This window comes from Novosphingobium acidiphilum DSM 19966, from assembly GCF_000429005.1.
Lineage (GTDB): Bacteria > Pseudomonadota > Alphaproteobacteria > Sphingomonadales > Sphingomonadaceae > Novosphingobium > Novosphingobium acidiphilum.
On sequence record NZ_AUBA01000002.1, the window covers coordinates 176,057 to 199,079 of the forward strand.

The following is a 23,023-nucleotide window of genomic DNA, read 5'->3' on the forward strand; positions in this document are numbered from 1 at the left end:
GCGGGGCCTGTTTGCCGGTTTGTGAAGCACGCCCCCACCCCGCCAACAACCGCACTGCATACGAATACTGTCATGGTCTGGTGTCACCCACCGCCCCGCAACCGCATCACAGCGGCCGGATCGCCGACTGGCGGACGATCAGACGCGGGGGCAGCACGGCATTCTGGATATCCTGCCCCTTGATCTGCGCGATCAGCGCCTCGACCAGGAGCGCCCCGGCGCGCGTGGCGTCCTGCGCCACGGTGGTCAGCGGCGGGTGGGTGAATGCCGCCAGCGGAATATCGTCAAACCCGACCAGGCCGATGTCGGCGGGGATCGACAGGCCCGCCTCTTCAAACGCGCGCATCGCGCCGATCGCGATCAGATCGCAGGCGGCGAACACCGCATCGAATGGCGTGCCCTGCGCCAGCAAGGCGCGCGCCGCGACATAGCCTGCGGTATCGGTGGTTACCGCGCTGATCACCAGATCGGGGTCGGGGGTGATCCCGGCCTCGGCCATGGCATCGCAGGCCCCGCGATAGCGATCCTCGATTTCGGGCGCATGGCTCGATGCCTCGCCCAGAAAGGCGATGCGGCGATAGCCTTGTGCAATCAGGTGGCGCGCCGCCAGCTTGCCGCCCAGCCGGTTGTCGCAGCCGATCGTCATGCCCGGCGCATCGGCGGTGACCGAACCCCACCGCACATAGCGCGTGCCCTCATCCTCCAGCTGCGCCAGCCGTTCGCGATAGGTCTCGTAATCGCCATAGCCCAGCAGCATGATGCCGTCGGCTTTGCGGCTGTATTCATAATCGACATGCAGATTGCGCGAAAACTGCTGGAACGAGGTCAGCAGGTCATAGCCGTGCTGCGCACAGGTGCGGGCAATCGACCCCAGCATGGCCAGAAAAAACGGATTGATATGCGATTCATCGGGCGTGGGATCTTCGAAAAACAGCAGCGCCAGCGTGTTGGTGGTGCGCGAACGCAGGCGTGACGCATTGCGATCGACGGCATAGTTCAATTGCGCGGCGATCGCCTCGATCCGCAGACGCGTCGCTTCGCTGACCGATGGATGCCCGCGCAGCGCGCGCGACACGGTCGGCTGCGAAACGCCCGCACGCTGGGCGATATCGAATGATGTCGGTTTGAAGCTCATGCCTGTTGCGGTCCCTCTCACCGCGCGTTTTTTTCTGCGCGCAATGACTAGCAGGCCCGCAGCGGTTCTCAAAGGGGTCGTTGGGGAAAACGGGGGCGGATACCCGCATGCCCGTGCATGGACGTAACATACGTATGTCGATGTCTTTACCCGGAGGCCCCCTCGGGCGCAAAGCAGAGCAGCGATGTCGTGGTGGGGGAACCATCCCAGGGGGGATGCAACAGCACGGCCGAGTTTTGAGCAACTCGCAAGATGCGCCCAGCGCACTGGCAGGGAGAGAGACATGACCGAGCGGAATCCGAGCCACGGCTCGACGGCGCTGTTCAAGCAGATTTTGAAGACGGGTGTTGCAGCCATGGCCGTTGCCGGGTTTACGCCCGCGATGGCGCAGGACGCGACCGCGCCTGCCACCAAGGCGGCCGAACCCGAAGCCGGCCAGATCGTGATCAGCGGCTATGCCCGTTCGATCACCAACGCCAACCGCATCAAGGAACTGTCGGTTTCGGTGGTTGAAGCGATTTCGGCCGAAGACGTGGGCAAGCTGCCCGACGTGTCGATCGCCGACGCGTTGTCGCGCCTGCCCGGCCTGGCCGTGCAGCAGGCTTCTGGCCGCGCCAAATACCTGTCGATCCGCGGCTTTGGCCCGGATTACACCACCGCCAGCCTGAATGGCCGGATGATCGCCACCGTGGATGACAACCGCCGGTTTGACTATGGCCAGTTCCCGGGCGACCTTTTCCAGGAAATCGACGTCATCAAGACGCCTTCGGCAGACCTTCTCAACCAAGGCTTGGCAGGCACGGTCGATCTGAAGACTTACGATCCGCTGAAGGCCAAGAAAAGCTTCAGCATCAATATCCAGGGTCAGGTTGGCCAGTATGCCCCGCTCAACCCTGAAGGCTCAAACAAGGGCTACAAGGTTTCCAGCGTGTATGTCGACAAATTTGCCGACGACACCATCGGCGTGTCTTTGGGCTTTTCGGCAATCAAGGACCCAACGCAGGACTATCACTGGGCAACCGGCGGCGGCAACGGCAACTATTACGGGCCGGGCAGTCCGGATGCGGCAGGCAATATCGGCCCCGACGACATCCAGAACTATGCAAACACCAACACTCTTTATCGCCAGTCGGGCTTTGGCCACGTTGTCTATCGCCCGAGCGACGCGTTCGAGATGTCGGTAGACGGCCTCTACACCCAGTCCAAGACCCGCGAATATTCGCGCGGTTGGGAAATGCCGCTGGCCAGCTGGAGCCATGACTCCGAAGTAGCAGGCAGCGAAACCGCCAACAATGGGTATGTCCAGTCGGAACAATGGTTGGTCAATCCCGTGCTGCGTAACGATTTCAACACCTCGGATGCCAGCACGTATGCCGTGGGCTGGAATGCCAAGGCCAAGCTGTCGGATAGCGTGAAGCTGGTGGTTGATGCCAACATTTCGCACGCGCATCGCCACGACAACACGTACGAAATTTACGGCGGTACTTCGTTTCAGAACATCACCAATCCGGCCACGGCGACCATCACCCGCCAGCCCGATGGGTCGTATGGCGTCAACATCGCCGGCGCCAACTACGCCGATCCCAACCAGGTTTCGCTGACCGACCCACAAGGTTGGGGCCAGGTCGGGTTCAACAACGTTCCCGACGTAACCGACACAATCAAGGGGCTGCGTGGCGAACTCGACGGCGATCTGGGCACCGGCTTCTTCAAAAGCTGGGAAGTGGGGGCGAACTATTCCGATGAAAACAAGGTTTCGGCCTATTCGGGATACTTCATCTGTCTGCCGGGCGCGCCGGGCACGACATCGGTCGCTGGTTGCGGCAATTGGCCGGGTACCAACGGCGGCGCCAACAGCGTCGCCATCCCGCAGTCGATCATCACCGGTTCAGTTACACCTTATGGCGTGACAGGCACCAGCCTCATCGCTGTTAACCCGATCGCCGCCCAAAACCTGCTGCGCGTCGCGCCACAGTCGCTTGCCAGCGACAGTGCCCGCGACTGGACTGTGCGCGAACGCGTGCTGACCGGTTATGCGCAGCTGAATTTCGACGGGACAACCGCGGGCATGAACATTCGCGGGAACGCGGGCATGCAGATCGTCCACACCAATCAGAGCTCGATCGGCAACATTGCGCTGTCAGCCACCCAGTTCTCGCCCAGCGAAGCAGGCACCACCTACACGTATTTCCTGCCCAGCCTGAACACGCGCATCGAAGTCGCGCCGTCGACGTTTGTCCGGTTCGGCGCAAGCCGCACCCTGGCCCGCGCCACGCTCGACAATGAAAATGCGTCGTTCTCGGTCAATTACTGCGGCACCCAGGGTTGCACCACCGTCCCGCAGATCAACGGCAAAACACCGCTGCTGTCGGGCAATGGTGGCAACCCCTACATCCGGCCCTATTTTGCCGACAACGTCGACCTTGCCGTTGAAAAGTACTTTGCCCACGATCAGGGCAAGATCGCGCTGGCGGGTTATTACAAGCACATCAGCAACTTCGCGACACAGAACTCGAACCTCAACACCGGCAACATCAACAGCAACGGGCCGAGCACATCCACGACCTATGGCTATGACTTCTCGGCCTACAGCGCGCTTGTGACCAACCAGGCGCTGTTGACCAACACGAACTACACCACGCAAGGCTGGGCCTCGGCGCCGATCAACGATGGTTCGGGTGATGTTTATGGCTTCGAAGTCAGCGCAGTGCTGCCGCTCAAGGTGATCGCCCCCGAACTCGACGGGTTTGGCGTGATTGGCAACTACGCCAACACGACAAGCAAAATCAAGTTCTCCAATGGTGCAGCTATTACGTTGCCCGGTCTGTCAAAAGACGTTTTCCAGGCACAATTTTACTTTGAAAAATATGGCTTTAATGCCCGCGCTTCTTTTACCCATCGCGGCGAATATCTGGGTGATTACCAGCTGTTCAGCGCGCAGGTTACGGCGAACGAAACCAAGGCGCAGTCGACGCTCGATGCGCAGATCGGCTATGACTTCAAGTCGGGCCCGCTCAACGGCGTTTCGATCTATCTGCAAGGTCACAACCTGACCAATGCAAAGACCCTGTCGTATGTGAACAGCGATCCGAAAGAGATCAACATTCGCGACCAGTATGGTTCGACGTATCTCGCCGGTATGACCATCAAGTTCTGATAACACGGTCCCTCACCGTGGGCGGCGAACAGGTTGTGCCTGTTCGCCGCCTTTTTCTTTTGTGGCGGCAGGGTATGGTGACGGCATGAGCACGGTTCAACGCATCGTTGTTGTCGGCGGCGGCACCGCCGGATGGATTGCCGCGGCATCGCTGGCGCGGTTTTTGCCGCCGCAGCGCTATGCCATCACGCTGATCGAATCCGACGAGATCGGGATTGTCGGCGTGGGAGAGGCAACGATACCCCAGATCCGTCTGCTCAACGCCGCGCTGGGCATCGACGAATACGCGTTCATGCGCGCAACGCAGGCGACGTACAAGCTGGGCATCGAATTTGCCGGCTGGGGTGCGCAAACCAGCCGCTACATGCATGCCTTTGGCGCGGTTGGCCGCCCGACCGGCACGGTGCCGTTCCACCATTTCTGGCTGCGCGGGCAAACGCTGGGTGAACATGCCCCGCTCGATGCCTATGCCCCCAATGCCCAGGCAGGATGGGCCAACCGGTTTGCCAAGGCGGACCCTGCCGATCTGCCCTATGCCTTCCATTTCGACGCGTCGCGCTATGCCGGTTTCTTGCGCAGTTGGGCCGAACCGCGCGGTGTCACCCGCGTTGAAGGGCGCATCGTTGCGGTGGGACGCGATGGCGAAACCGGTGATGTGACGGGCGTGCAACTGGCCGGCGGCGATACCGTCGCGGGCGACCTGTTCATCGATTGCTCGGGATTTCGCGGACTGCTGATCGAAGGCGCGCTGCAAACCGGGTATGACGACTGGTCGCATTGGTTGCCGTGCGATCGCGCGCTGGCGGTGCCCTGCGCACCTGTGGCAAAGCTGACCCCCTATACCCGGTCAACCGCGCATGCGGCGGGATGGCAATGGCGCATCCCGTTGCAGCACCGCACCGGCAACGGCCACGTCTATTGCTCGTCGCAGATCAGCGATGACGAAGCGGCCGCAGTCTTGCTGCGCAACCTTGATGGCGAAGCGCTGGCCGATCCACGACCGATCCGGTTCACCACCGGGCGCAGGCGCCGGTTCTGGAACCGCAATGTCGTGGCGCTGGGGCTGGCGGCAGGTTTTCTTGAACCGCTTGAATCAACCAGCATCCACATGGTGCAATCGGGCATCGAACGGGTGATCAAATACCTGCCCAACGGCCCGCTGCGCGATGCCGACATGGCCGCCTACAACACCGAAGCCGGGTTTGAATGGGAACGCGTGCGCGATTTCATCATCCTGCACTATCATGTCAACACCCGGCCCGAACCATTCTGGCAGATGTGCGCAGCGATGCCCGTGCCCGAGACGCTGGCGGCAAAACTGGCGCTGTTTTGCGCCAATGGCCGCATCACCCGGTTCAACGAGGAACTGTTTGCCGAAATCGGCTGGTTGCAGGTGATGGTCGGCCAGGGGATCATGCCGCAGGGGTACCACCCGCTCGCCGATGCCCCTTCGGATGGCGAGGTGCGCGAACTGCTGGGCCTGATACGCCAGGTCATCGCGCGCCAGGTCGGTGCCCTGCCCGATCATGCCGCCTTTATTGCGCAGCACTGCCCATCAGGAACGTGTTGACCGTCAGCCGGGCGCGGCGCGGATCGGGCGTCAGGTCCAGATCGGGCGGCAGATCGGCGCAATGCAGCGCGTGGCTGCGATAGATCAGCGCACGATTGGGTGCCGCGTCAAACCGCGCGATGCATTCGTAGATCGCGGTATCGTCGGTGATATAGGCCGCCTGGGGCAAACCATGCTGCGCAACATCGCGATGCAGCGCTGCGTCATAGGCCGGGTGGCGTGCGGCATCGATCGTTTCAAAGCCGGTGCTGCGATGGCGCCAGAAACTGGTGCCGCCCTGGTCGGTCCGCGACAGGAAATGCAGCAACGCGATCCGTTCGCGCTCAAGCCCGTCGATATGCGGAATCCGCTGGATCGGGGTCAGGGCCTGTGGCGGTGTGGTGACGATCGAATAGCCCGCAGAAACAATCGCAGGCACCGAGACAAAACCGAACGTGTCGGCGACAAGTTCGAGCACCGGTGCCAGAAAGGCCTGCACATCGTCATCGGCAACTTCGGCGCGAAGCCCGGGATAATGCCGGCCCATCGGCTGATACGCCAAAGCCTCGGCCCGGGCACGCAACGCGGCCGGATCGGGGACAAACTGGTCAAGCACGATCACCGGCTGCCGTTCGTTGCCGATCATTTCGATGCGGTGGCGCAAGGCCATGATCAGGCGACAGGTTCGGGCGCCGCCAGCCGGGCCAGCACCGCGTCATGCGCCGGAAAGGTCTGCGCCGCAGCCTGCATCAAGCCGCGCAATCGCCTCAATTGCGCCGCAGGATCGACCGTGCCCGCGCGGATATCGGCCATCGTGTCATACGTGTCGGGGACCATGCCCTGCCCGAGATAGACCGCCAGCCAGCTGGGATTGCGAAACAGTTCATCCTGCGGTGAAACCAGCCGCGCGGCGGCCATCCAGTGGCGGATCTTGTAGGCCAGTTCGTCGGGCACGGGTGTGCTGGCGCATTGCTGCCAGAATGGTTCGGGCCGCGTGTTGGCGTGATAGTGCAGGATGATGAAATCGCGGATGCGTTCGTATTCGGCCTGGCTGGCGCGGTTGTATTCCTGCGCGTTCAACGGATCGTGATTGCGGTCGGGCAGCACCAGCAGCAGCCGTTCGATCGCGCTCTGGATCAGGTGCAGGCTGGTCGATTCAAGCGGTTCGAGAAACCCCGACGACAGCCCGATGGCCACGCAATTGCCGACCCACGCGTGCCGCCTGCGCCCGGCGGTAAAACGGATCACGCGCGGATCGGCCAGCGCTTCGCCATCAAGATTGCTGCGCAGCACGGCCTGTGCTTCATCGTCGCCCATCGCCTGCGAGCAATAGACATGGCCATTGCCCTGGCGATGCTGCAAGGGAATGCGCCATTGCCAGCCGGCGGCGTGCGCGGTCGATCGGGTATAGGGTGTGATCGGCCCGGTGTTGGTGCACGGCATCGCCACCGCGCTGTCACACGGCAGCCAGTGCGCCCAGCTTTCAAACCCCGCGTTCAGTTCGCGTTCGATCAGCAGCCCGGCAAAGCCCGAACAATCGACAAAAAAGTCGCCCGCGATCGCCCGGCCGTCGTCCAGCGTGACATGCGTGATGTGCCCGGTCTGGCCATCGCGCTGGACCTGGTTGATACGTCCCTCTTCGCGCCGCACGCCGCGGTCTTCGGCATAGCGGCGCAGGAATTTGGCGTAGAGCCCGGCATCGAAATGATACGCATAGCCATGCGTTGATCGCACATCGCGCGGATTGTCGACCGGCGCGCCAAACCGGTTTTCGCGCGCCAGTGCCCAGCACATCGCAAAGTCGTCAAACGGCGTCGCATCGCCGCGCAGCCGTTCGCGCAGCCACCAGTGGTGCAGCGATACCCGGTCGAAATCGGCGCCATAGCTGCCGAACGGGTGGAAATAGCGCGATGTCGCCGCACCCCAGCCGACAAATTCGATGCCCAGCTTGTAACTGCCGCGCGTGGCGCGCAAAAAATCAGCCTCGGCAATGCCCAGCCTGGCGTTGAACGACTGGATCGGCGGGATCGTCGCCTCACCCACCCCCACCGTGCCGATCGCATCGGATTCGATCAGCGTGATCGCCACGGTCGTGCCCACGGCATTGGCCAGCGCGGCCGCCGTCATCCACCCGGCCGAGCCGCCGCCCACAATCACGATCGAACGAAGCATCTGGGGATTGGTCTGCATGATAGGTGCAAACGCTACCGGGGCAGCCCCCCCTTGGCAATTGCCGTGCGGTGACACATGCGCGATCGCCGCTTCGGCGGTATACGTATTCTTGTAAACGTGGCCGCAAACCGATGGCACAAGACACAAAAGAAGGGAGAAGTCGTGCCATCATCCGTTGCGACGTGCGCCGCATTGCGGCCCGCGCGCCCGAAAGGTTCGCTTGCACGGTTTGCCCTGCAGGCCGGCGCCGCATTGGCGGCGCTGGCGTTTGGCGTGTCTGCGCAGGCCGCGCCTGTCCTGTCCGCTGTGGCGGCGCGTCCGGTGCAGGACGAAGTGATCTATTTCCTGTTGCCCGACCGGTTCGACAATGGCGATCCCGCCAACGACACCGGCGGCCTGTCGGGCGATCGGTTGCACACCGGGTATGATCCCACGGCCACCGGGTTCTACCACGGTGGCGATCTGGCCGGGGTGATCCGGCGGCTCGACTATATCAAATCGCTGGGCGCAACCGCGGTGTGGGTGGGGCCGGTGATGAAAAACCGCCCCGTGCAGGGCCCGCCAGGGCACGAAAGCGCCGGGTATCACGGCTACTGGATCACCGATTTCACCCAGGTCGATCCGCATTTCGGCACCAACGCCGATTTTGCCCGGCTGGTGCAGGCGGCGCATGCGCGCGGGCTGAAGATCTATATGGATATCGTCATCAACCATACGGCAGATGTGATCCATTACCGCGAATGCCCCACCGGCGATTGCCCATACCGGTCGCGCGCCGATTATCCCTATCAGCGGCACCTGGGGGTCGATGGAGCGCCGATCAACCCCGGTTTTGCCGGCGACGGCGTGGGCACTGCCGACAATTTCGCGCATCTGGTGCGGCCCGACTATGCCTATACCCCCTATCTCGACGCGGGCGACGAACACCTCAAGGTGCCCGACTGGCTGAACGATCCGCTGTTGTACCACAATCGCGGCAATTCGACCTTTGCCGGGGAAAGCTCGACGATGGGCGACTTTGGCGGGCTGGACGATGTGATGACCGAAAACCCCCGCGTGATCCGCGGGATGATCGATATCTATGCCGACTGGGTGCGCCGCTTTCACGTCGACGGGTTCCGCGTCGATACTGCCAAACATGTCGATCCGGCGTTCTGGCGGGCATTTGTCCCGGCGATCCGCGCGGTGGCGCGCGATCAGGGCCTGCCCAATTTCGCGATCTTTGGCGAAGTCGGCGGCGGACCCGACAATGCGGTCTATCAGGCGCGGTTTACCCGTGTGGCCGATTATCCGGCCACGATCGACTTTGGCTTTCGCTTTGCCGTGATCGATGCGGTCAGCGGCAAAGGCGGCACCGACCGGCTGGAAGACCTGTTTGCGGTCGACACGTTGTATGCCGGCGGCGAGGCGGGCGCGCGCGATCTGGTGACCTTTGTGTCGAACCACGACAATGGCCGCATCGGCTGGTTTGTGCGCCGCGCCCTGCCGCAGGCCGACGATGCGCAAGTGCTGGCGCGCGTCACGCTGGCGCATGCGATGATGTTTGGCCTGCGCGGGGTGCCGTCGGTCTATGCCGGCGATGAACAGGGCTTTCCCTCGGGCGGCGACGACCAGGCCGCGCGCGAAGACCAGTTCGGATCGAAAGTGCCCGCGTACAACGCCGAACGCCTGATCGGCACCACGACCACCACTGCAACCGCGCATTTCGGCACCGATCACCCGTTGTTTCGCGCGATCGCCGATCTGGCACGCGTGCGCAGCGCCACGCCTGCCCTGCGGCGCGGGCAGCAGATCGTGCGCGCGCGTTCGGCCACGCCCGGCCTGTTCGCCGTATCGCGCATCGACCCGGTTGACGGACACGAGGTCCTGGTGGCGTTCAACACCGCAGCCACCCCGGTTACGGCGCAAATCGAGATCGACGTGGCGACCACGCGGTTTGCCGCGTTGATCGGCACGTGCCCCGCCCTGGCCAATGCGCCCGGGTCGGTCCGTCTGGAATTGCCCGCACTGGGCTATGCAATCTGTGAGGCCCGCAAATGACTGCCACCCAACCGATGCCGCGTGCGGGCGCCGACACCGGGCAGGCCTGGTGGCGCGGGGCCACGATCTATCAGATCTATCCGCGCAGCTTTGCCGACAGCAATGGCGATGGCATCGGCGATCTGCCCGGGATCACTGCGCATCTTGATCATGTGGCCAGGCTGGGGGTCGATGCGATCTGGATTTCGCCGTTTTTCACCAGCCCGATGGTCGATTACGGCTATGACGTGGCCGATTATCGCGATGTCGATCCAACCTTTGGCACGCTGGCCGATTTCGATGCGCTGATCGCCCGCGCGCACGAACTGGGGCTGAAAGTCACTATCGATCTGGTGTTTGCGCACACGTCCGACCGCCACGCCTGGTTCGTCGACAGCCGCAGCGCAAAGCACAGCGCGCATGCCGACTGGTATGTCTGGGCCGACGCCAACCCCGACGGCACCCCGCCCAACAATTGGCAATCGGTGTTTGGCGGCCCGGCCTGGACCTGGGACGCGCGGCGCCAGCAATACTATTATCACCAGTTCCTCAAGGAACAGCCGCAACTGAACGCGCACCTGCCCGCGGTGCAGGCGGCGCTGCTCGATGTGACGCGGTTCTGGCTTGAACGCGGCGTCGACGGGTTCCGGTTCGATGCGCTGAACCATTCGATGTTCGATCCGTCGCTGACCGACAACCCGCCCGCCACCGGCGACCACCCGCGTACGCGGCCCTATGATTTTCAGGTCAAGACATTCAGCCAGAACCACCCCGACGTCGTCGGTTTTGTCGAACGCATCCGCGCGGTCTGCGATGACTATGGCGCGGTGTTCACCGTGGCCGAAGTCGGCGGCGACGGCGCCATGCCGCTGATGAAAGCCTACACCGCGGGCGAGCACCGGCTGTCGAGCGCCTATGGCTTCGATTTCCTCTATGCCCCCGAACTGAGCGCCGATCTTGTCGCCAAAGTCATGCGCGACTGGCCCGATGCGCCCTGTGCCGATGGCCTGTCCGAAGGCTGGCCCAGCTGGGCGTTCGAAAACCACGATGCGCCGCGCTGCCTGTCCCGCTGGGCTGACGAAGCCTCGCGCGGGCCGTTTGCGCGGCTCGCGCTGGCCTTGCTGACAGCGATGCGCGGCAATGTGTTCCTGTATCAGGGTCAGGAACTGGGCCTGTTGCAGGACGATATCCCGTTTCATCTGCTCAAGGACCCCGAAGCGATTGCCAACTGGCCGCTGACGCTCAGTCGCGACGGGGTGCGCACGCCGATGCCATGGAATGCGCAGGCTCCGCATGGCGGGTTTACCCGGGGCGAACCCTGGCTGCCGCTGTCGGCCGGCAATATTGCCCGCGCGGTCAGCGCGCAGGAGGGCGATCCCGATGCGTTGCTGACGCACACCCGCGCGATGATCGCGCTGCGCCGCGCCCACCCCGCGCTGCGCCTCGGCGCGATCGAGGCGCTGCGCGCCCATGGCGACGTGCTGACCTTTACCCGCCGCCTGGATGACGAGATGATCCATTGCGCGTTCAACATCGGCAAGACCGCGCATGTCCATCACAGCCCGCCGGGCGAGGTGATCCTGACGCTGAACGGTGCCGACACCCGGCACCTGCCGGCGTGGGGCGTTGTTTTCGTCAAGGCAACCGCATAAGACTGCACCCCGCGCGCATCCCCGCTCGGTACGGGGCTGCGCGAAGGGGGTGGCGATGCGTTGGAAAGTGGATTCGGAAACGGGCGTTTTGACCGATGTGCTGTTGTGTGCGCCGGATCATTACCGCTGGCTCGATACCAATGCAGTGGCAGTTTCGACGCTGGCCGCGTCCACACAGTTCAACCGTGCCGAAATGCTGCGCCAGTGGGACGGCCTGCTTGATGCGCTGACCCGCGCCGAAGTGCGCCAGCATTTCCTCAAGCCCAGCGCTGCGCACCCCTATCAGGTCTATACCCGCGATTCGAGCCAGACGACACCCTGGGGCCCGGTGCTGACCCAGCTGGCATTGCCGCAACGGCGCGGAGAATACGCCGCCGTGCTTGATTTTCACCTGTCCGCCGACGGGTTTCACGCCTTCGGCAGCGAGGGCGTGTTTGAAGGCGGCGATATCCATATCGTGCGCCCCGGCCTGATGATCATCGGCCATTCGGGCGTGCGCACCAACCGCACCGGCGCACAGCAGTTTGCCGGATGGTTTGCCGAACACGGCTGGGAAACCCGCCTGGAGGAATTCCCCGAACATTTCCTGCATCTCGACGTGCTGTTCTGCATGGCGACCGACCGGCTTGCGGTGGCGTGCATCGATGTGCTGGGCGACGAATTTGCCCGTTACCTGAACCATCACGGCATCGAGATCGTCGCCGCGACTTATCCCGAAGTCATGGCGATGAGCTGCAACCTGCTGGCGCTGGGCGACAATCGGGTAATCAGCCCCGCGCACAGCGTGCGGATCAACGCGGAACTGCGCGCGCGCGGCATAACCGTGATCGATCCGCCGCTCGATCTGTTTGCGCGTGGCGGCGGCAGCATCCATTGCATGACCATGCCGCTGAACCGCGAGGCGCTGGCATGACCCCCACGCGCCTTGGCGATCTGCGCATTTCGGGCGAACGGCTGTGGGCCAGCCTGTGCGAAACCGCACAGTTCGGCGCGATCCCGGGCACCGACCGGGGCATGTGCCGGATCACCCTGTCGGACGAAGATATCGCGGTGCGCCGCTGGTTTGTCGCCGCGTGCGAAGCGGTTGGCATGTCTGTCACCACCGACCAGATCGGCACGATCTATGCGCGCCGCCCCGGTAGCGACGCAGACCTTGCCCCGATCGCAATCGGCAGCCACCTCGACACGCAGCCGACCGGCGGACGGTTTGACGGCATTCTGGGCGTGCTGGCCGGGCTGGAACTGGTGCGCACGCTGCACGATGCGGGCATCACCACCCGCCACCCGATCGAAGTGATCAACTGGACCAACGAAGAAGGCGCGCGGTTTGCCCCGGCAATGGTCGCCTCGGGCGTGTTCGCGGGCGAATTCACGCTTGACCATGCGCTGGCGCAGACCGACCGCGATGGCGTGACCCTGGGCGAGGCGCTGGCCCGGTCGGGCTTTGCCGGCGACGAGCTTCCGGGCGGGCATCGCCTGGCCGCCCATTTCGAATTGCACATCGAACAGGGCCCGGTGCTCGAGGCCGAGGGGCTTGAGATCGGTGTGGTCAGCGGCGTGCAGGGCATTCGCTGGTACGATGTCACGGTCCGGGGTCAGACCTGCCATGCCGGCACCACGCCGATGCATCTGCGCCGCGATGCGCTGCATGCGGCCGCGCGTCTGGCACTGGCGGTCGACGCGATCGGCCGGTCGGACCCGGGGGCCTCGCTGTCGACTATCGGCCTGTTCCAGGCCTATCCGGGATCGCGCAACACCGCGCCGGGCGAAGTGCGCCTGACGGTCGACTTGCGCCATCCCCAGGTGCCCGGGCTCGACACGATGGAAGCGGCGCTGCGCCGCGCGATCGAAGCATTGCAGGCCGAATTGCGCGTCGCCATCACGCTGACGCCGGTGTGGTCATCACCCCCGGTGGAATTTGACCCCGATGTGCTGTCGGCGATTGCAGCAGCAACCCGGCGGCTTGGCTATAGCCACCGCACAATGCAGTCGGGGGCCGGGCACGATTCGGTCTATACCGCGCGTGTCGCCCCCACCGGGATGATCTTTGTGCCGTGCGAACAGGGCATCAGCCACAACATCGCCGAAAACATCACCCCCGCACAGGCCGAACAGGGCGCGAATGTCTTGTTGCAGGCCGTGCTCGACTACGATCGCGGCGCAAACGCCTGACGGCGCAGGGGCGGGCCGATGCGCCCGCCCCTGCGCCTGCACGATCAGTACCGCGCGCTCAGCTTCAGGCCGAATTGCTGCGGCTTGATCGGATAGTTGCGTGCATAGGCGCCGCAGATCGTCGGCACGCAGATCGGATTGACGCTCAGGATCCCGCGCTCGTCGAACAGGTTCTGGACGAAGGCCTCGATCGTATAACCGCGGAACTTGCCGCCCAGCGACATGTCGACCGTGCCGAACCCGGCCGAATTGGGCAGATACGGCATCATGGTGCCCGGCACATTGGTCAGATATTGCCGCGCCCCCGCCTGGTGGTTGCCCGTCACCTGGAACCAGCCCTTCACCCCGCCTGCGACAAAATCGTACCGCGCGGTGACATTGCCCTTGAACTGCGGCTGGATCGGCAGCGGCGTGCCCACCGGTGCGGCCAGGCCATTGGTGCAATCAGGGTTGTTGCCCACGCCGAAATTGCAGAACGGCGTGGTCAGCCGGGCATCGATATATGATCCCGAACCCGACAGCGTGATCGGCGCCAGGTGCAAGTTGAAATTGGCTTCGACGCCTTTGATCTTGGCATTGCCCGCGTTGTAGGTGGCCAGCACGCCGATCGCACCCGGAGGGGCCAGGCCGAACTGCATCTTGTTCCAGTTTTCGACAAAGGCGGCCATGTTGACCGTCAGCTTGCGATCAAGCCACTGCGTCTTGGCGCCAAGTTCGAAATTGTCGAGCCTGTCGGCCTGATAGGGCAGGACGCTGGTGATACGGTTGATCCCGCCAGGGCGAAAACCGGTCGAATAGGTGAAATAGACCAGCTTGTCGGGGGTGACTTTCCAGCTGAGGTTCACCTTGTGGGTTTCGCCGCTTTGTTTGACCGTGCTGCCGAACACCAGGCATGGATCGACCCCGCCGGTGCCGATGACGCAGCTTTTGCCCGCGACCGGCGTTGACCCGGCAGCCAGCACCGAACTTGCCAGACCCGAAAAGCCCGACAGCGAGTTCTTGGTGGTGAAATAGCGGATCCCCGCATCGATCGTGACATTCGACAACAGATCGTACGACCCGTCGGCAAAGGCGGCATAGTCGCGGTCCACGCGATAGACCCGCGTGCAGAACACATCGTCGCCGCAGGTGGGCACGGCGGTGGTGTATTCGTTGGGGTTGGCCACTTCACCGGCCAGTCCGGTTACGCTGTAATCGTTGAACATCTTGTCGGTCTGGCGTTCCATGAACACCCCGGCGGTGAAGTGATAGGCTTCGCTGGCCGGTGACGAGACGCGCAGTTCGTTGTTCAGCTTGGAATAGATATCCTTGCCCGAATAGTTCTGCGTCGGATCGATGTTGTTGCCATGCCCGTCGAAGAACGTGGCGTAAGACGGTGACAGCGCGTCATAGGCCACGGTATAGGCCGAATAATCCTGCACCACTTGCGCCGTGCGCGCAAAATATCCCCCGGCATAGGTCACGTCCCAGGTGCCGATCTTGCCCTTGATCGTCAGCGCCGCCTGAACCCACTCGTCGCTGCCAAATTCGGGCGTGTAATCCTGCACCTGCAGATCGCCGACCGTGGGATCGTAAAGATAGCTGCCGTGGCTGTTCTGGTGCTGATAGATCAGCGAAGGTTCCAGATACCAGTCGCCGAACGTGGCGCCCAGGGCCACGCGCCCGCCCGCTGTCTCGGTGTCGTTGAAATTGCGCTTGACGAAAGGCGCGTTCGAAACCGGGCCAAAGCTGGCGGGATTGCCGTTCTGGTCGATGACCTGGTAGGTCCGCGTGCCGGGCACATTGCTGATAAAGCCGCCATCGCGTTCATAAAACGCCGAGGCACGCACCGCGATATCGCGATTGAGCGGAACGTTGACGAACCCTTCGACAGTGCCACCCGACGAATTGCTGCCTTTGCCAAAGGTCGTGCCGGTCACATCGAAGCCGGCTTCGAACTTGCCCGGATTGGGCTTCTTGGTGATCAGGCGCAGCGTGCCCGACAACGAGCTTGATCCGAACAGCGTGCCTTGCGGCCCCGACAGCGCCTCGACCCGTTCCATGTCATAGACATGCAGGTCGGGCGCGCCGCCGATCGTGGTCAGCGGAATTTCATCGACATAGATCGCGCTGGTCGGCTGCGGGCCCGAATGGCTGCCGTTGGCATCCGAACCGCTCGACACGCCGCGGAAATAGATCTGCGACTGCCCCGGTCCGAACGACTGAAAGCTGACGCTGGGCAACAGCTTGGCATAGTCGTCAAAGCTGGTGATCTGGTTTTCTTCAAGTTTTTTCGATCCGAACGCCTCAAGGCTGATCGGCACATCCTGCAGATATTGCGCCCGTTTTTGCGCGGTCACCACGATCTGCGATCCCGTATCGGGCGCGGCAGCGGCGGGCGCCTGTGCGTCGGCGGCATGCGCCTGCGATCCCGCCAGCATCGATCCGCCCAGCAATGCCGACAACAGCGCGGCACGACCCACGCGGTTCGTTTCAAACCTCATGTCAAATCCCTTTTTACGTCTTTGCGTGACGCGACGCTGCACCACCGCGCGCGCCCGCGCAAGCCGGCCGCGTCGAAAAGGTCACAGGTGATGCACGAAGTCCACGCCGGCAGCTTTCACGCATCGCCGCCGGCCGATCCCGCATTGCTAGCCCGCGTTGAATGTCACCGTGACAGCCTGGGGCTGATCGGGGATGACGATCGTCCGGGTGCCCGATGCGGCGGGATAGGCTTTGCCACCCACCGTGGCCGAAATCGGCGCGTGATCACCATGCACCACCAGCGCGATCGCGTGCCACCATGGTTTCCATGTGCCCTGGCGCGCATCAAACGTGATGGACTGCACACCGTTTGCACCGGTGGTGCAGCGCACCGCCTGGCGCGCATAGGCGCCTGCCGCAAACGCCATGCTGTGGCCGTCGTCGTCGTACAATTCGCCCGCACAGTCCGCACCCGGATAGACATGCAACTCCAGCGGCCCGTCGGGCACTTGGCTGGTGCTTTGCACCAGCGGCTGGCGCGGCACGATCGATCCCGCACGCACAAACACCGGCAGCGCATCGAGCCGGGGCGTCACGCTGATCGTGGCATAAGGTTTGTGGCCGATCGGCTGTGCGGTGACGGCTTCGCCCGTCCAGTAATCGAACCAGCCGCCTTCGGGCAGGCAGACGTCATAGGCTTGCAGCGATTCGGGCTTGGGGCTGCCCGCGATCAGCAGCTTTGCCCCCAGCGTGAACGTCAGCGCGGTGTTGCACGGCGCCGTCAGCGCCTGCGGATAGTCATAGAACACCGGACGCATGATCGGATCGCCGGTCTGCGCGTTGCTGGCGGCCAGGCTGTAAAGATAGGGCATCAGGCGATAGCGTTCCTCGACAAAATGCCGCCGGATCGCCAGGTGCGCCGGCCCGTCAACCCAGGGTTCGGCCTGCGGTGCATCGTTGGCGGCATGATCGCGGAAAAATGGCGTGAACGCTGCGACTTCGAACCATTTGGTCAAAAGATCGGGTGACGGCCCCCCGGTAAACCCGCCGACATCGGCCCCGCTATAGCTGAATCCCGACAGCCCGAGATTGAGCAGCATGCTGACCGACAGCTTCAGGTGGTCCCAGGTCGAACTGTTGTCGCCGGTCCAGGTCGCTGCGTATTTCTGCCCTCCGGCATAGCTGGCGCGGGTCAGGACAAAGGCGCGTTCTTCGGGGCGCAGCGCGCGCAATCCGTCATACGTCGCGCGCGTGTTTTCCATGCCATAGATATTGTGGATTTCGGCATGACTGGCATTGCGCGGCGCAAAACCGTCGCCGGCGATGCGGTGCACGGTGTCGATCGGCATGGTCTTGCTGGGCGTTTCGAAAATGGCCGGTTCGTTCATGTCGTTCCAGATGCCGCCGACACCGGCATCGGTCAGACGCTTGAACTGCGTGCCCCACCAGGCGCGCGTGGCCGGCACGGTAAAGTCGGGAAACACCGCCGGCCCCGGCCAGACCGGTGCGACATAGACCGACCCGTCGGGGTTGTGCACGAAATGATTGGCCGCGGTGCCGCTGTCATAGGGGGCATAGGCCTGCCCCGGTGCATGCGCGACATGCAGGTCGACAATCGTCACCAGCTTGATCCCCAATGCCCCGACCGTGTCGGTCAGCTTGTGCATGTCGGGAAAGGTGACCGGGTTGAACGTAAAGGGGCGGTTGCGATCCTGATAATCGATATCCATCCACACCACGTCGGCCGGGATATGGTCCGAACGCAGATGCGTGGCGATCGCTTCGACTTGCGCTGCAGAGCTGTAGCCCCAGCGCGATTGCTGATAACCCAGCGCCCAGCGCGGCATCAGCGGCGCCTTGCCGGTCAGATCGGTATAGCGGCGCACCACATCGCGCACGGTTGGCCCCGCAATCACGTAATAGGTGATCGGGCCCCCGGTCGCGCCAATCGCCACCACACCCTCTTCGCGATGGCCGAAATCGAACCATGTCCGCCAGGTGTTGTCGAGAAACAGGCCATAGCTGCCCCCTGCCCCGCCCGTTGCAATGAAAAACGGCACTGACTTGTACAGCGGATCCGTGCTCGACGCATAGCCGAACGCATCGGTGTTCCAGTTGACAAAGCTGCCGCCGCGCCGGTCGAGCAGACCGGATTTGTCGCCCATGCCAAAGAAATGTTCATCGGTGCCCATGACCTTGCGCAGGGTGAAACCGTCGCGATCCAGCACCACCGGGTTTGCCGCATCGTCGACAATCGCGCGCCCGCTGGCATCGACCACGCGCAAATGCAGCGTTGCGGGATCGACGCTGGCCGTCAGCTGCGCGGTGCGCAACGTGCCGTAATCGATGGTGGCGGGGGCGCGATGTGCCAGCATCGCCGGCGATACCGCCCAGCTGGCCGTTTCGCCCGGTTTGCCATCGCGATCGATAGTGACGCGCAAGATCGTGTCGGTAATCGCGGTCACATGTACGGTGGCGCCGTGCGCCGAAACATCCAGCGTATCGGGTGCGGCCTGCGCGCCCGTGGCCGCCAGCATCAGGCACGTGGCAAGCGCAAGATTTTGCAAATGATTGATTCTACGCATGACCTCATCCCGTATTGATCGCGCCGCGCGCTGGCATCGCGTGCAAGGAAGACCCTTGCATTGCGCCGCTTCGGCTGTTGTGTTGCACAGCTTAAGCAGATCATGCCCGATCGGGAGGAAATTTATTCGTATGCGACTGTGCCCCGCGCTTGCCGTCGTTGCCCTGGTTGCCACGCCTGCCAGTGCCGATCCGCTGCCCCGGCCCGTGGCAGCCGCGCTCGCCGCGATCAACGAGGCCGGCTTGCGCGCCGATCTGACCTTTCTGGCGTCGGACGCGTTGCGCGGGCGGATGTCGCTTGAACCGGGCGACGATGCCGCGATCGCCTGGATCGCTGCGGAATTTGCCAAGGCCGGGCTGCAACCTGCCGCGATCGATGCCGACGGCATGCCCAGCTATCTGCAGGCAGTACCGTTGATCGAATATATCGGCGATGGCCGCACCAGTTTCATCGCGCTGGGCGATCGGCGGTTTGCACCGCCCAGCTATACCGGCGGCTATCGCGACGATGTCGACCTGACCGCGCCATTGGTGTTTGCAGGCTATGGCATCACGGTGCCGGGGCTCGACTATGACGATTATCGCGGGATCGATGCGCGCGGCAAAATCGCGCTGGTGTTCGACCACGAACCGCAGGAAGACGACCCCGCATCGCGGTTCAACGGCGCGGGCAACACGCGCCACGCCACCGCACGGGTCAAGGCGTTGAATGCACAGGCGCATGGCGCGCTGGCGGTGATCGTGCTGCCCGAACCCAACCGCAAGCATCTGTCGAACGCCGAACGGTCGCGCCGGATCGGCGGCAGCATCACGCGCACCCCGCCCCTGCCATTGCAGGCCCGCGCCGATGACGAACTGCACATTCCGGTGCTGACCCTGACCGATCCGGTAACCAAAGCGATCTTTGCCGCGGCCGGGATGGACGCGGGCGCGTTGCAGGCGGCGATCGATCGCGATCTGGCCCCGCGCGGCGCGGCGCTGGCGACCGCACCCTTGCACCTGCATATCGAAAACGCCCTGCGGCGGCGCGGCATCAGTTACAACGTCGTGGCGCTGCTGCCGGGTTCAGACCCCTTGTTGAAAAACGAAACGCTGATCCTGTCGGGCCACCACGACCACGATGGATCAAGCCAGAACGGCGCGCAGATCTGGCACGGCGCCGATGACAATGCCTCGGGCACGGTGGGCGTGGTGGCGCTGGCGCGCACCTTTGCGGCAATGCCGGTACGGCCCCGGCGCTCAATCCTGTTCAGCGTGTTTGCCGCCGAGGAACGCGGACTGCTGGGCGCCTATGAAATGGCCGCGCACCCGTTGCGCCCCCTGGTGACAACGCGCGCGATGATCAATTTCGACATGATCGGCCGCAACGAGGCGCCCAGTCCGCAGACCGACGGCCTGATCGCCATTCCCGCCGACACCACCAACCGGCTGAACCTGATCGGCGCACCTTACAGCCCCGATTTCAACGCCGCGATTGCTTCGGCGAACAAGGATGTGGGGCTGGTGCTGGATGACCGGTTCGACCGCGACAATGTGCTGAACGTGTTTTTCCGGTCAGACCAGTTTCCGTTTGTGCTGCACGATGTGCCCGCATTCTGGTTCTTCACCGGGTTTCACCCCGATTATCACCACGAAACCGACACCGCCGACAAGATCAACTATGCCAAGATGGCCAGGATCCTGCGCCTGAGCGGCACGACGCTGTGGCAGCTTGGCAATGCCGCCACAGTGCCGGCATTTGTCCCCAACCCGCGCCCCGACGGGGGGGCCGCACAGCCAATCGGGCGCCCGCAATAACCGCCCCGATCAACGTATCCATAGCCATGGATGATCTGTATGGGCCTGAATCGAGCACTGCCTGTTCACCCCTGCAAAGGCCGCCTTGCGCACCACCGATGACCGAACCTGAACCCACACTTGAAGACCTTGGCTGGCGGCCGTTTTTCGTCGACCAGATCACGCCCGATGAGCGCAATGCCAGCCGCCCTGTCCGGGTCATGGCGGTGCATCGCGGCAAACTGGCGGTGGCGGGCGCAGCGCTTGAATGCCAGATTGCCTCGCACCTTGCCTCGTCGCGCGGGGAAGAGGACAGGCCGACCGTGGGCGACTGGCTGCTGATCGATCGCGACAGTCTTGAGCCGCAGCGCATTCTGGACCGCGCCAGCCTGTTCAAACGGCGCGCGGCGGGCGGCGATCATCGGCTGCAACTGATCGCGGCCAATGTCGATACGGTCTTGATCGTGGCCTCGTGCAACCAGGATTTCAACATTCCCCGGCTGGAACGCTATCTCGTGCTGGCCCGCGAAGTGGGGGTGAACCCGGTGATCGTGCTGACCAAGATCGATCTGACCGACCGGCCCGACACTTTTGCCGCGCAGGCACGCGCGCTGCAACCGGGGCTGCGCGTCGAATGCGTGAACGCGCGCGATCGGGCCAGCGTGGCGCAGCTTGCGGCGCTGTGCGGCCCGGGCGAAACCGTGGCCCTGCTGGGATCATCGGGCGTCGGCAAATCGACGATGGTCAACACCTTGCGCGGTTCGGACCTGATCGCCACCCAGGCCGTGCGCGACCACGATGGCAAAGGCCGCCACACCACCACCGTGCGCGAAATGCATCGGCTGGAAGGCGGCGGCTGGCTGATGGACACACCCGGCATGCGCGAATTCCAGATGATCGACGCCGCGGCGGGCCTGGCCGAAGTGTTCGACGATATCGAACAATCCGCGCTTGCCTGCCGCTTTACCAATTGCAGCCATACCACCGAGCCTGGCTGCACGATCCAGGCGGCGCTGGCCAACGGCACGCTCGATAGCGCCCGGCTGGACCGCTGGCGCAAATTGACCGAACAGGATAGCGGCACCCCCGCATGGCAAACGCGCGCGCGCAAACCCGCAAAAAGGACCTGACCAATGGCCGATCTCTATCTCAAGGCGCTCGAATCCGAACGCAAAAGCCTGTGGGCCGCCTGCCGCCTGAAGGGCCTGCCCGTGGGCACGCCCGAACGCCAGCGGATCGTCGAACTTGACCAACTGCTGGCCGAGCACAAGGCAAAGAAGGCCGTCTGACCAACCACATCGTGCCAACTCTTGGGTCGCTGCCTGATGTTGCGATCGGCGCGTGTTGCCATTGACCATCGACGCGGGGCCAAGGCCAAGGCACAAGGGCCGCAATCCCACGACCAGCAAGGCCGTCCCCGCCGTGAGCAACGCCAATCCCCGCAGCCTGTCACAATCGATCCGCAACGCCGATGGGCCCGATATCGCGCGCAAAGGCATGGATCAGCGCTGGCACCAGGATCTGTACCATCGCTGGATCAGGACGAGCTGGACCAGGTTCTTTGCCGGTTTTGCCGCGGTGTTCACCGGGCTCAATCTGGTGTTCGCGTTGCTCTATGCGCTTGACCCTGCAGGGTTGGTGCAGATCGGCGCGCATACACCCGACAGCGTGCTGTTCCGCAGCTTCATCTTCAGCGTGCACACCATCGCCACCGTCGGATATGGCAATATCTATCCGGATTCGACGTATGTGAACGTGGTCGTCGTGCTGGAAATCGCCATCGGCATTCTGGTGTTTGCACTGACCTCGGGGCTGGTGTTTGCCCGTTTTTCGATCCCGCGCGCACGGATCATGTTTTCCGATGTGGCGGTGGTGCGAAATTTCGAAGGCTGGCCCACGCTGATGTTCCGCGCCGCCAACCAGCGCAGCAATTTCATTGTCGAAGCCAGCGTGCGCGTATCGATCCTGCGGTATCAGACGATCGACGGGCGGATGATGCGACGCTTTTTCGACCTGCCGCTGATCCGGGCAAGCTCTCCGGTGTTCGCGCTCAGCTGGCTGGTGATGCACCGCATCGACGAAGCCAGCCCGCTGTTCGGCGTGACGCAGGACCAGTTCGATGCCCGGGAAGACGAGCTGATCATCCTGATGACCGGGATCGATTCGAGCGTGTCGCAGCCGGTGATCGCGCGCCACGGCTATGGCCCTGGGCGCATTTTGTGGAATCATGAATTTGTCGATGTGATGCGCCGCGATGATGCGGGACGGCAATGGATCGATTTTGGCCGGTTTCACGACGTCACACCGATCTGACCCCCCTTTCGCGCAAGTTCCGGTGGCGAAGG

The 23,023-nt window shown here is 63.5% G+C and carries 15 protein-coding genes; 10 read left to right on the plus strand and 5 right to left on the minus strand.

All coding sequences use genetic code 11. From position 1 onward, the window contains the following. Nucleotides 1-106: 106 nt before the first annotated feature. Nucleotides 107-1,135: a LacI family DNA-binding transcriptional regulator gene (locus tag G404_RS0102260; protein ID WP_028639645.1), complete on the minus strand. Its 1,029-nt coding sequence runs from the start codon at nt 1,133-1,135 to the stop codon at nt 107-109. 283 nt (nt 1,136-1,418) lie between these two features. Between G404_RS0102260 and G404_RS0102265 the strand changes: the two genes are divergently transcribed. Both G404_RS0102265 and G404_RS0102270 read left to right on the plus strand, forming a co-directional pair. Then, nucleotides 1,419-4,292, plus strand: coding sequence for a TonB-dependent receptor (locus G404_RS0102265; protein WP_028639646.1), 2,874 nt, complete (start codon nt 1,419-1,421; stop codon nt 4,290-4,292). An 85-nt stretch (nt 4,293-4,377) separates the two neighbouring features. Next, the gene (locus tag G404_RS0102270; RefSeq protein WP_028639647.1) at nt 4,378-5,862 is read left to right on the plus strand and encodes a tryptophan halogenase family protein; all 1,485 of its coding nucleotides are present in this window, start codon (nt 4,378-4,380) and stop codon (nt 5,860-5,862) included. Here G404_RS0102270 and G404_RS0102275 read toward each other — a convergent pair. Together G404_RS0102275 and G404_RS0102280 are read right to left on the minus strand one after the other, a co-directional pair. Then, nucleotides 5,828-6,511: a DUF6445 family protein gene (locus G404_RS0102275; RefSeq protein ID WP_028639648.1), complete on the minus strand. Its 684-nt coding sequence runs from the start codon at nt 6,509-6,511 to the stop codon at nt 5,828-5,830. The genes G404_RS0102270 and G404_RS0102275 overlap by 35 nt on opposite strands. 2 nt (nt 6,512-6,513) lie before the next feature. Then, a complete protein-coding gene (locus G404_RS0102280) occupies nt 6,514-8,031 on the minus strand; it encodes a tryptophan halogenase family protein (protein ID WP_028639649.1) in 1,518 nt (505 codons plus the stop codon). Between the two features lie 174 nt (nt 8,032-8,205). Between G404_RS0102280 and G404_RS0102285 the strand changes: the two genes are divergently transcribed. From G404_RS0102285 to G404_RS0102300, 4 genes are read left to right on the plus strand one after another with little or no spacing between them, the layout of a single operon-like run. Then, the gene (locus G404_RS0102285) at nt 8,206-10,053 is read left to right on the plus strand and encodes an alpha-amylase family glycosyl hydrolase (RefSeq protein ID WP_051280045.1); all 1,848 of its coding nucleotides are present in this window, start codon (nt 8,206-8,208) and stop codon (nt 10,051-10,053) included. Then, complete coding sequence (locus G404_RS0102290; protein WP_245584349.1) at nt 10,050-11,684, plus strand: alpha-amylase family glycosyl hydrolase; 1,635 nt, start codon at nt 10,050-10,052, stop codon at nt 11,682-11,684. Before G404_RS0102285 ends, G404_RS0102290 begins: the two co-directional genes overlap by 4 nt. A gap of 55 nt (nt 11,685-11,739) precedes the next feature. Next, on the plus strand, nt 11,740-12,597 hold the full coding sequence (locus tag G404_RS0102295; RefSeq protein WP_036520037.1) for a dimethylarginine dimethylaminohydrolase family protein: 858 nt from the start codon (nt 11,740-11,742) through the stop codon (nt 12,595-12,597). Then, entirely contained in the window at nt 12,594-13,856 is a 1,263-nt protein-coding gene (locus G404_RS0102300; RefSeq protein ID WP_028639653.1) for a Zn-dependent hydrolase, read from the plus strand. Before G404_RS0102295 ends, G404_RS0102300 begins: the two co-directional genes overlap by 4 nt. Nucleotides 13,857-13,900: 44 nt before the next feature. On the opposite strand, the gene G404_RS0102305 is transcribed toward G404_RS0102300, so the two are convergent. Then, nucleotides 13,901-16,339, minus strand: a complete 2,439-nt coding sequence (locus tag G404_RS0102305; protein ID WP_028639654.1) for a TonB-dependent receptor — start codon at nt 16,337-16,339, stop codon at nt 13,901-13,903. Between the two features lie 147 nt (nt 16,340-16,486). Then, nucleotides 16,487-18,904 (minus strand): glycoside hydrolase family 31 protein, encoded by a 2,418-nt coding sequence (locus tag G404_RS0102310; RefSeq protein WP_028639655.1) that lies wholly within the window; start codon nt 18,902-18,904, stop codon nt 16,487-16,489. A gap of 130 nt (nt 18,905-19,034) precedes the next feature. Here G404_RS0102310 and G404_RS17790 point away from each other — a divergent pair, with 130 nt between their 5' ends. The 4 genes from G404_RS17790 to G404_RS0102330 all read left to right on the plus strand — a co-directional run bounded on the left by G404_RS17790 (nt 19,035) and on the right by G404_RS0102330 (nt 22,991). Continuing rightward, nucleotides 19,035-20,699 (plus strand): M28 family peptidase, encoded by a 1,665-nt coding sequence (locus G404_RS17790; protein ID WP_051280046.1) that lies wholly within the window; start codon nt 19,035-19,037, stop codon nt 20,697-20,699. A gap of 98 nt (nt 20,700-20,797) precedes the next feature. Further along, nucleotides 20,798-21,808, plus strand: coding sequence for a ribosome small subunit-dependent GTPase A (gene rsgA, locus G404_RS17795; RefSeq protein WP_028639656.1), 1,011 nt, complete (start codon nt 20,798-20,800; stop codon nt 21,806-21,808). A gap of 3 nt (nt 21,809-21,811) precedes the next feature. Continuing rightward, complete coding sequence (locus G404_RS20585; protein ID WP_169719674.1) at nt 21,812-21,967, plus strand: hypothetical protein; 156 nt, start codon at nt 21,812-21,814, stop codon at nt 21,965-21,967. Between the two features lie 133 nt (nt 21,968-22,100). Then, nucleotides 22,101-22,991 carry an ion channel gene (locus tag G404_RS0102330; protein ID WP_036520126.1) on the plus strand — a complete coding sequence of 297 codons (891 nt, stop codon included), beginning with the start codon at nt 22,101-22,103 and terminating at the stop codon, nt 22,989-22,991. Nucleotides 22,992-23,023 lie beyond the last annotated feature (32 nt).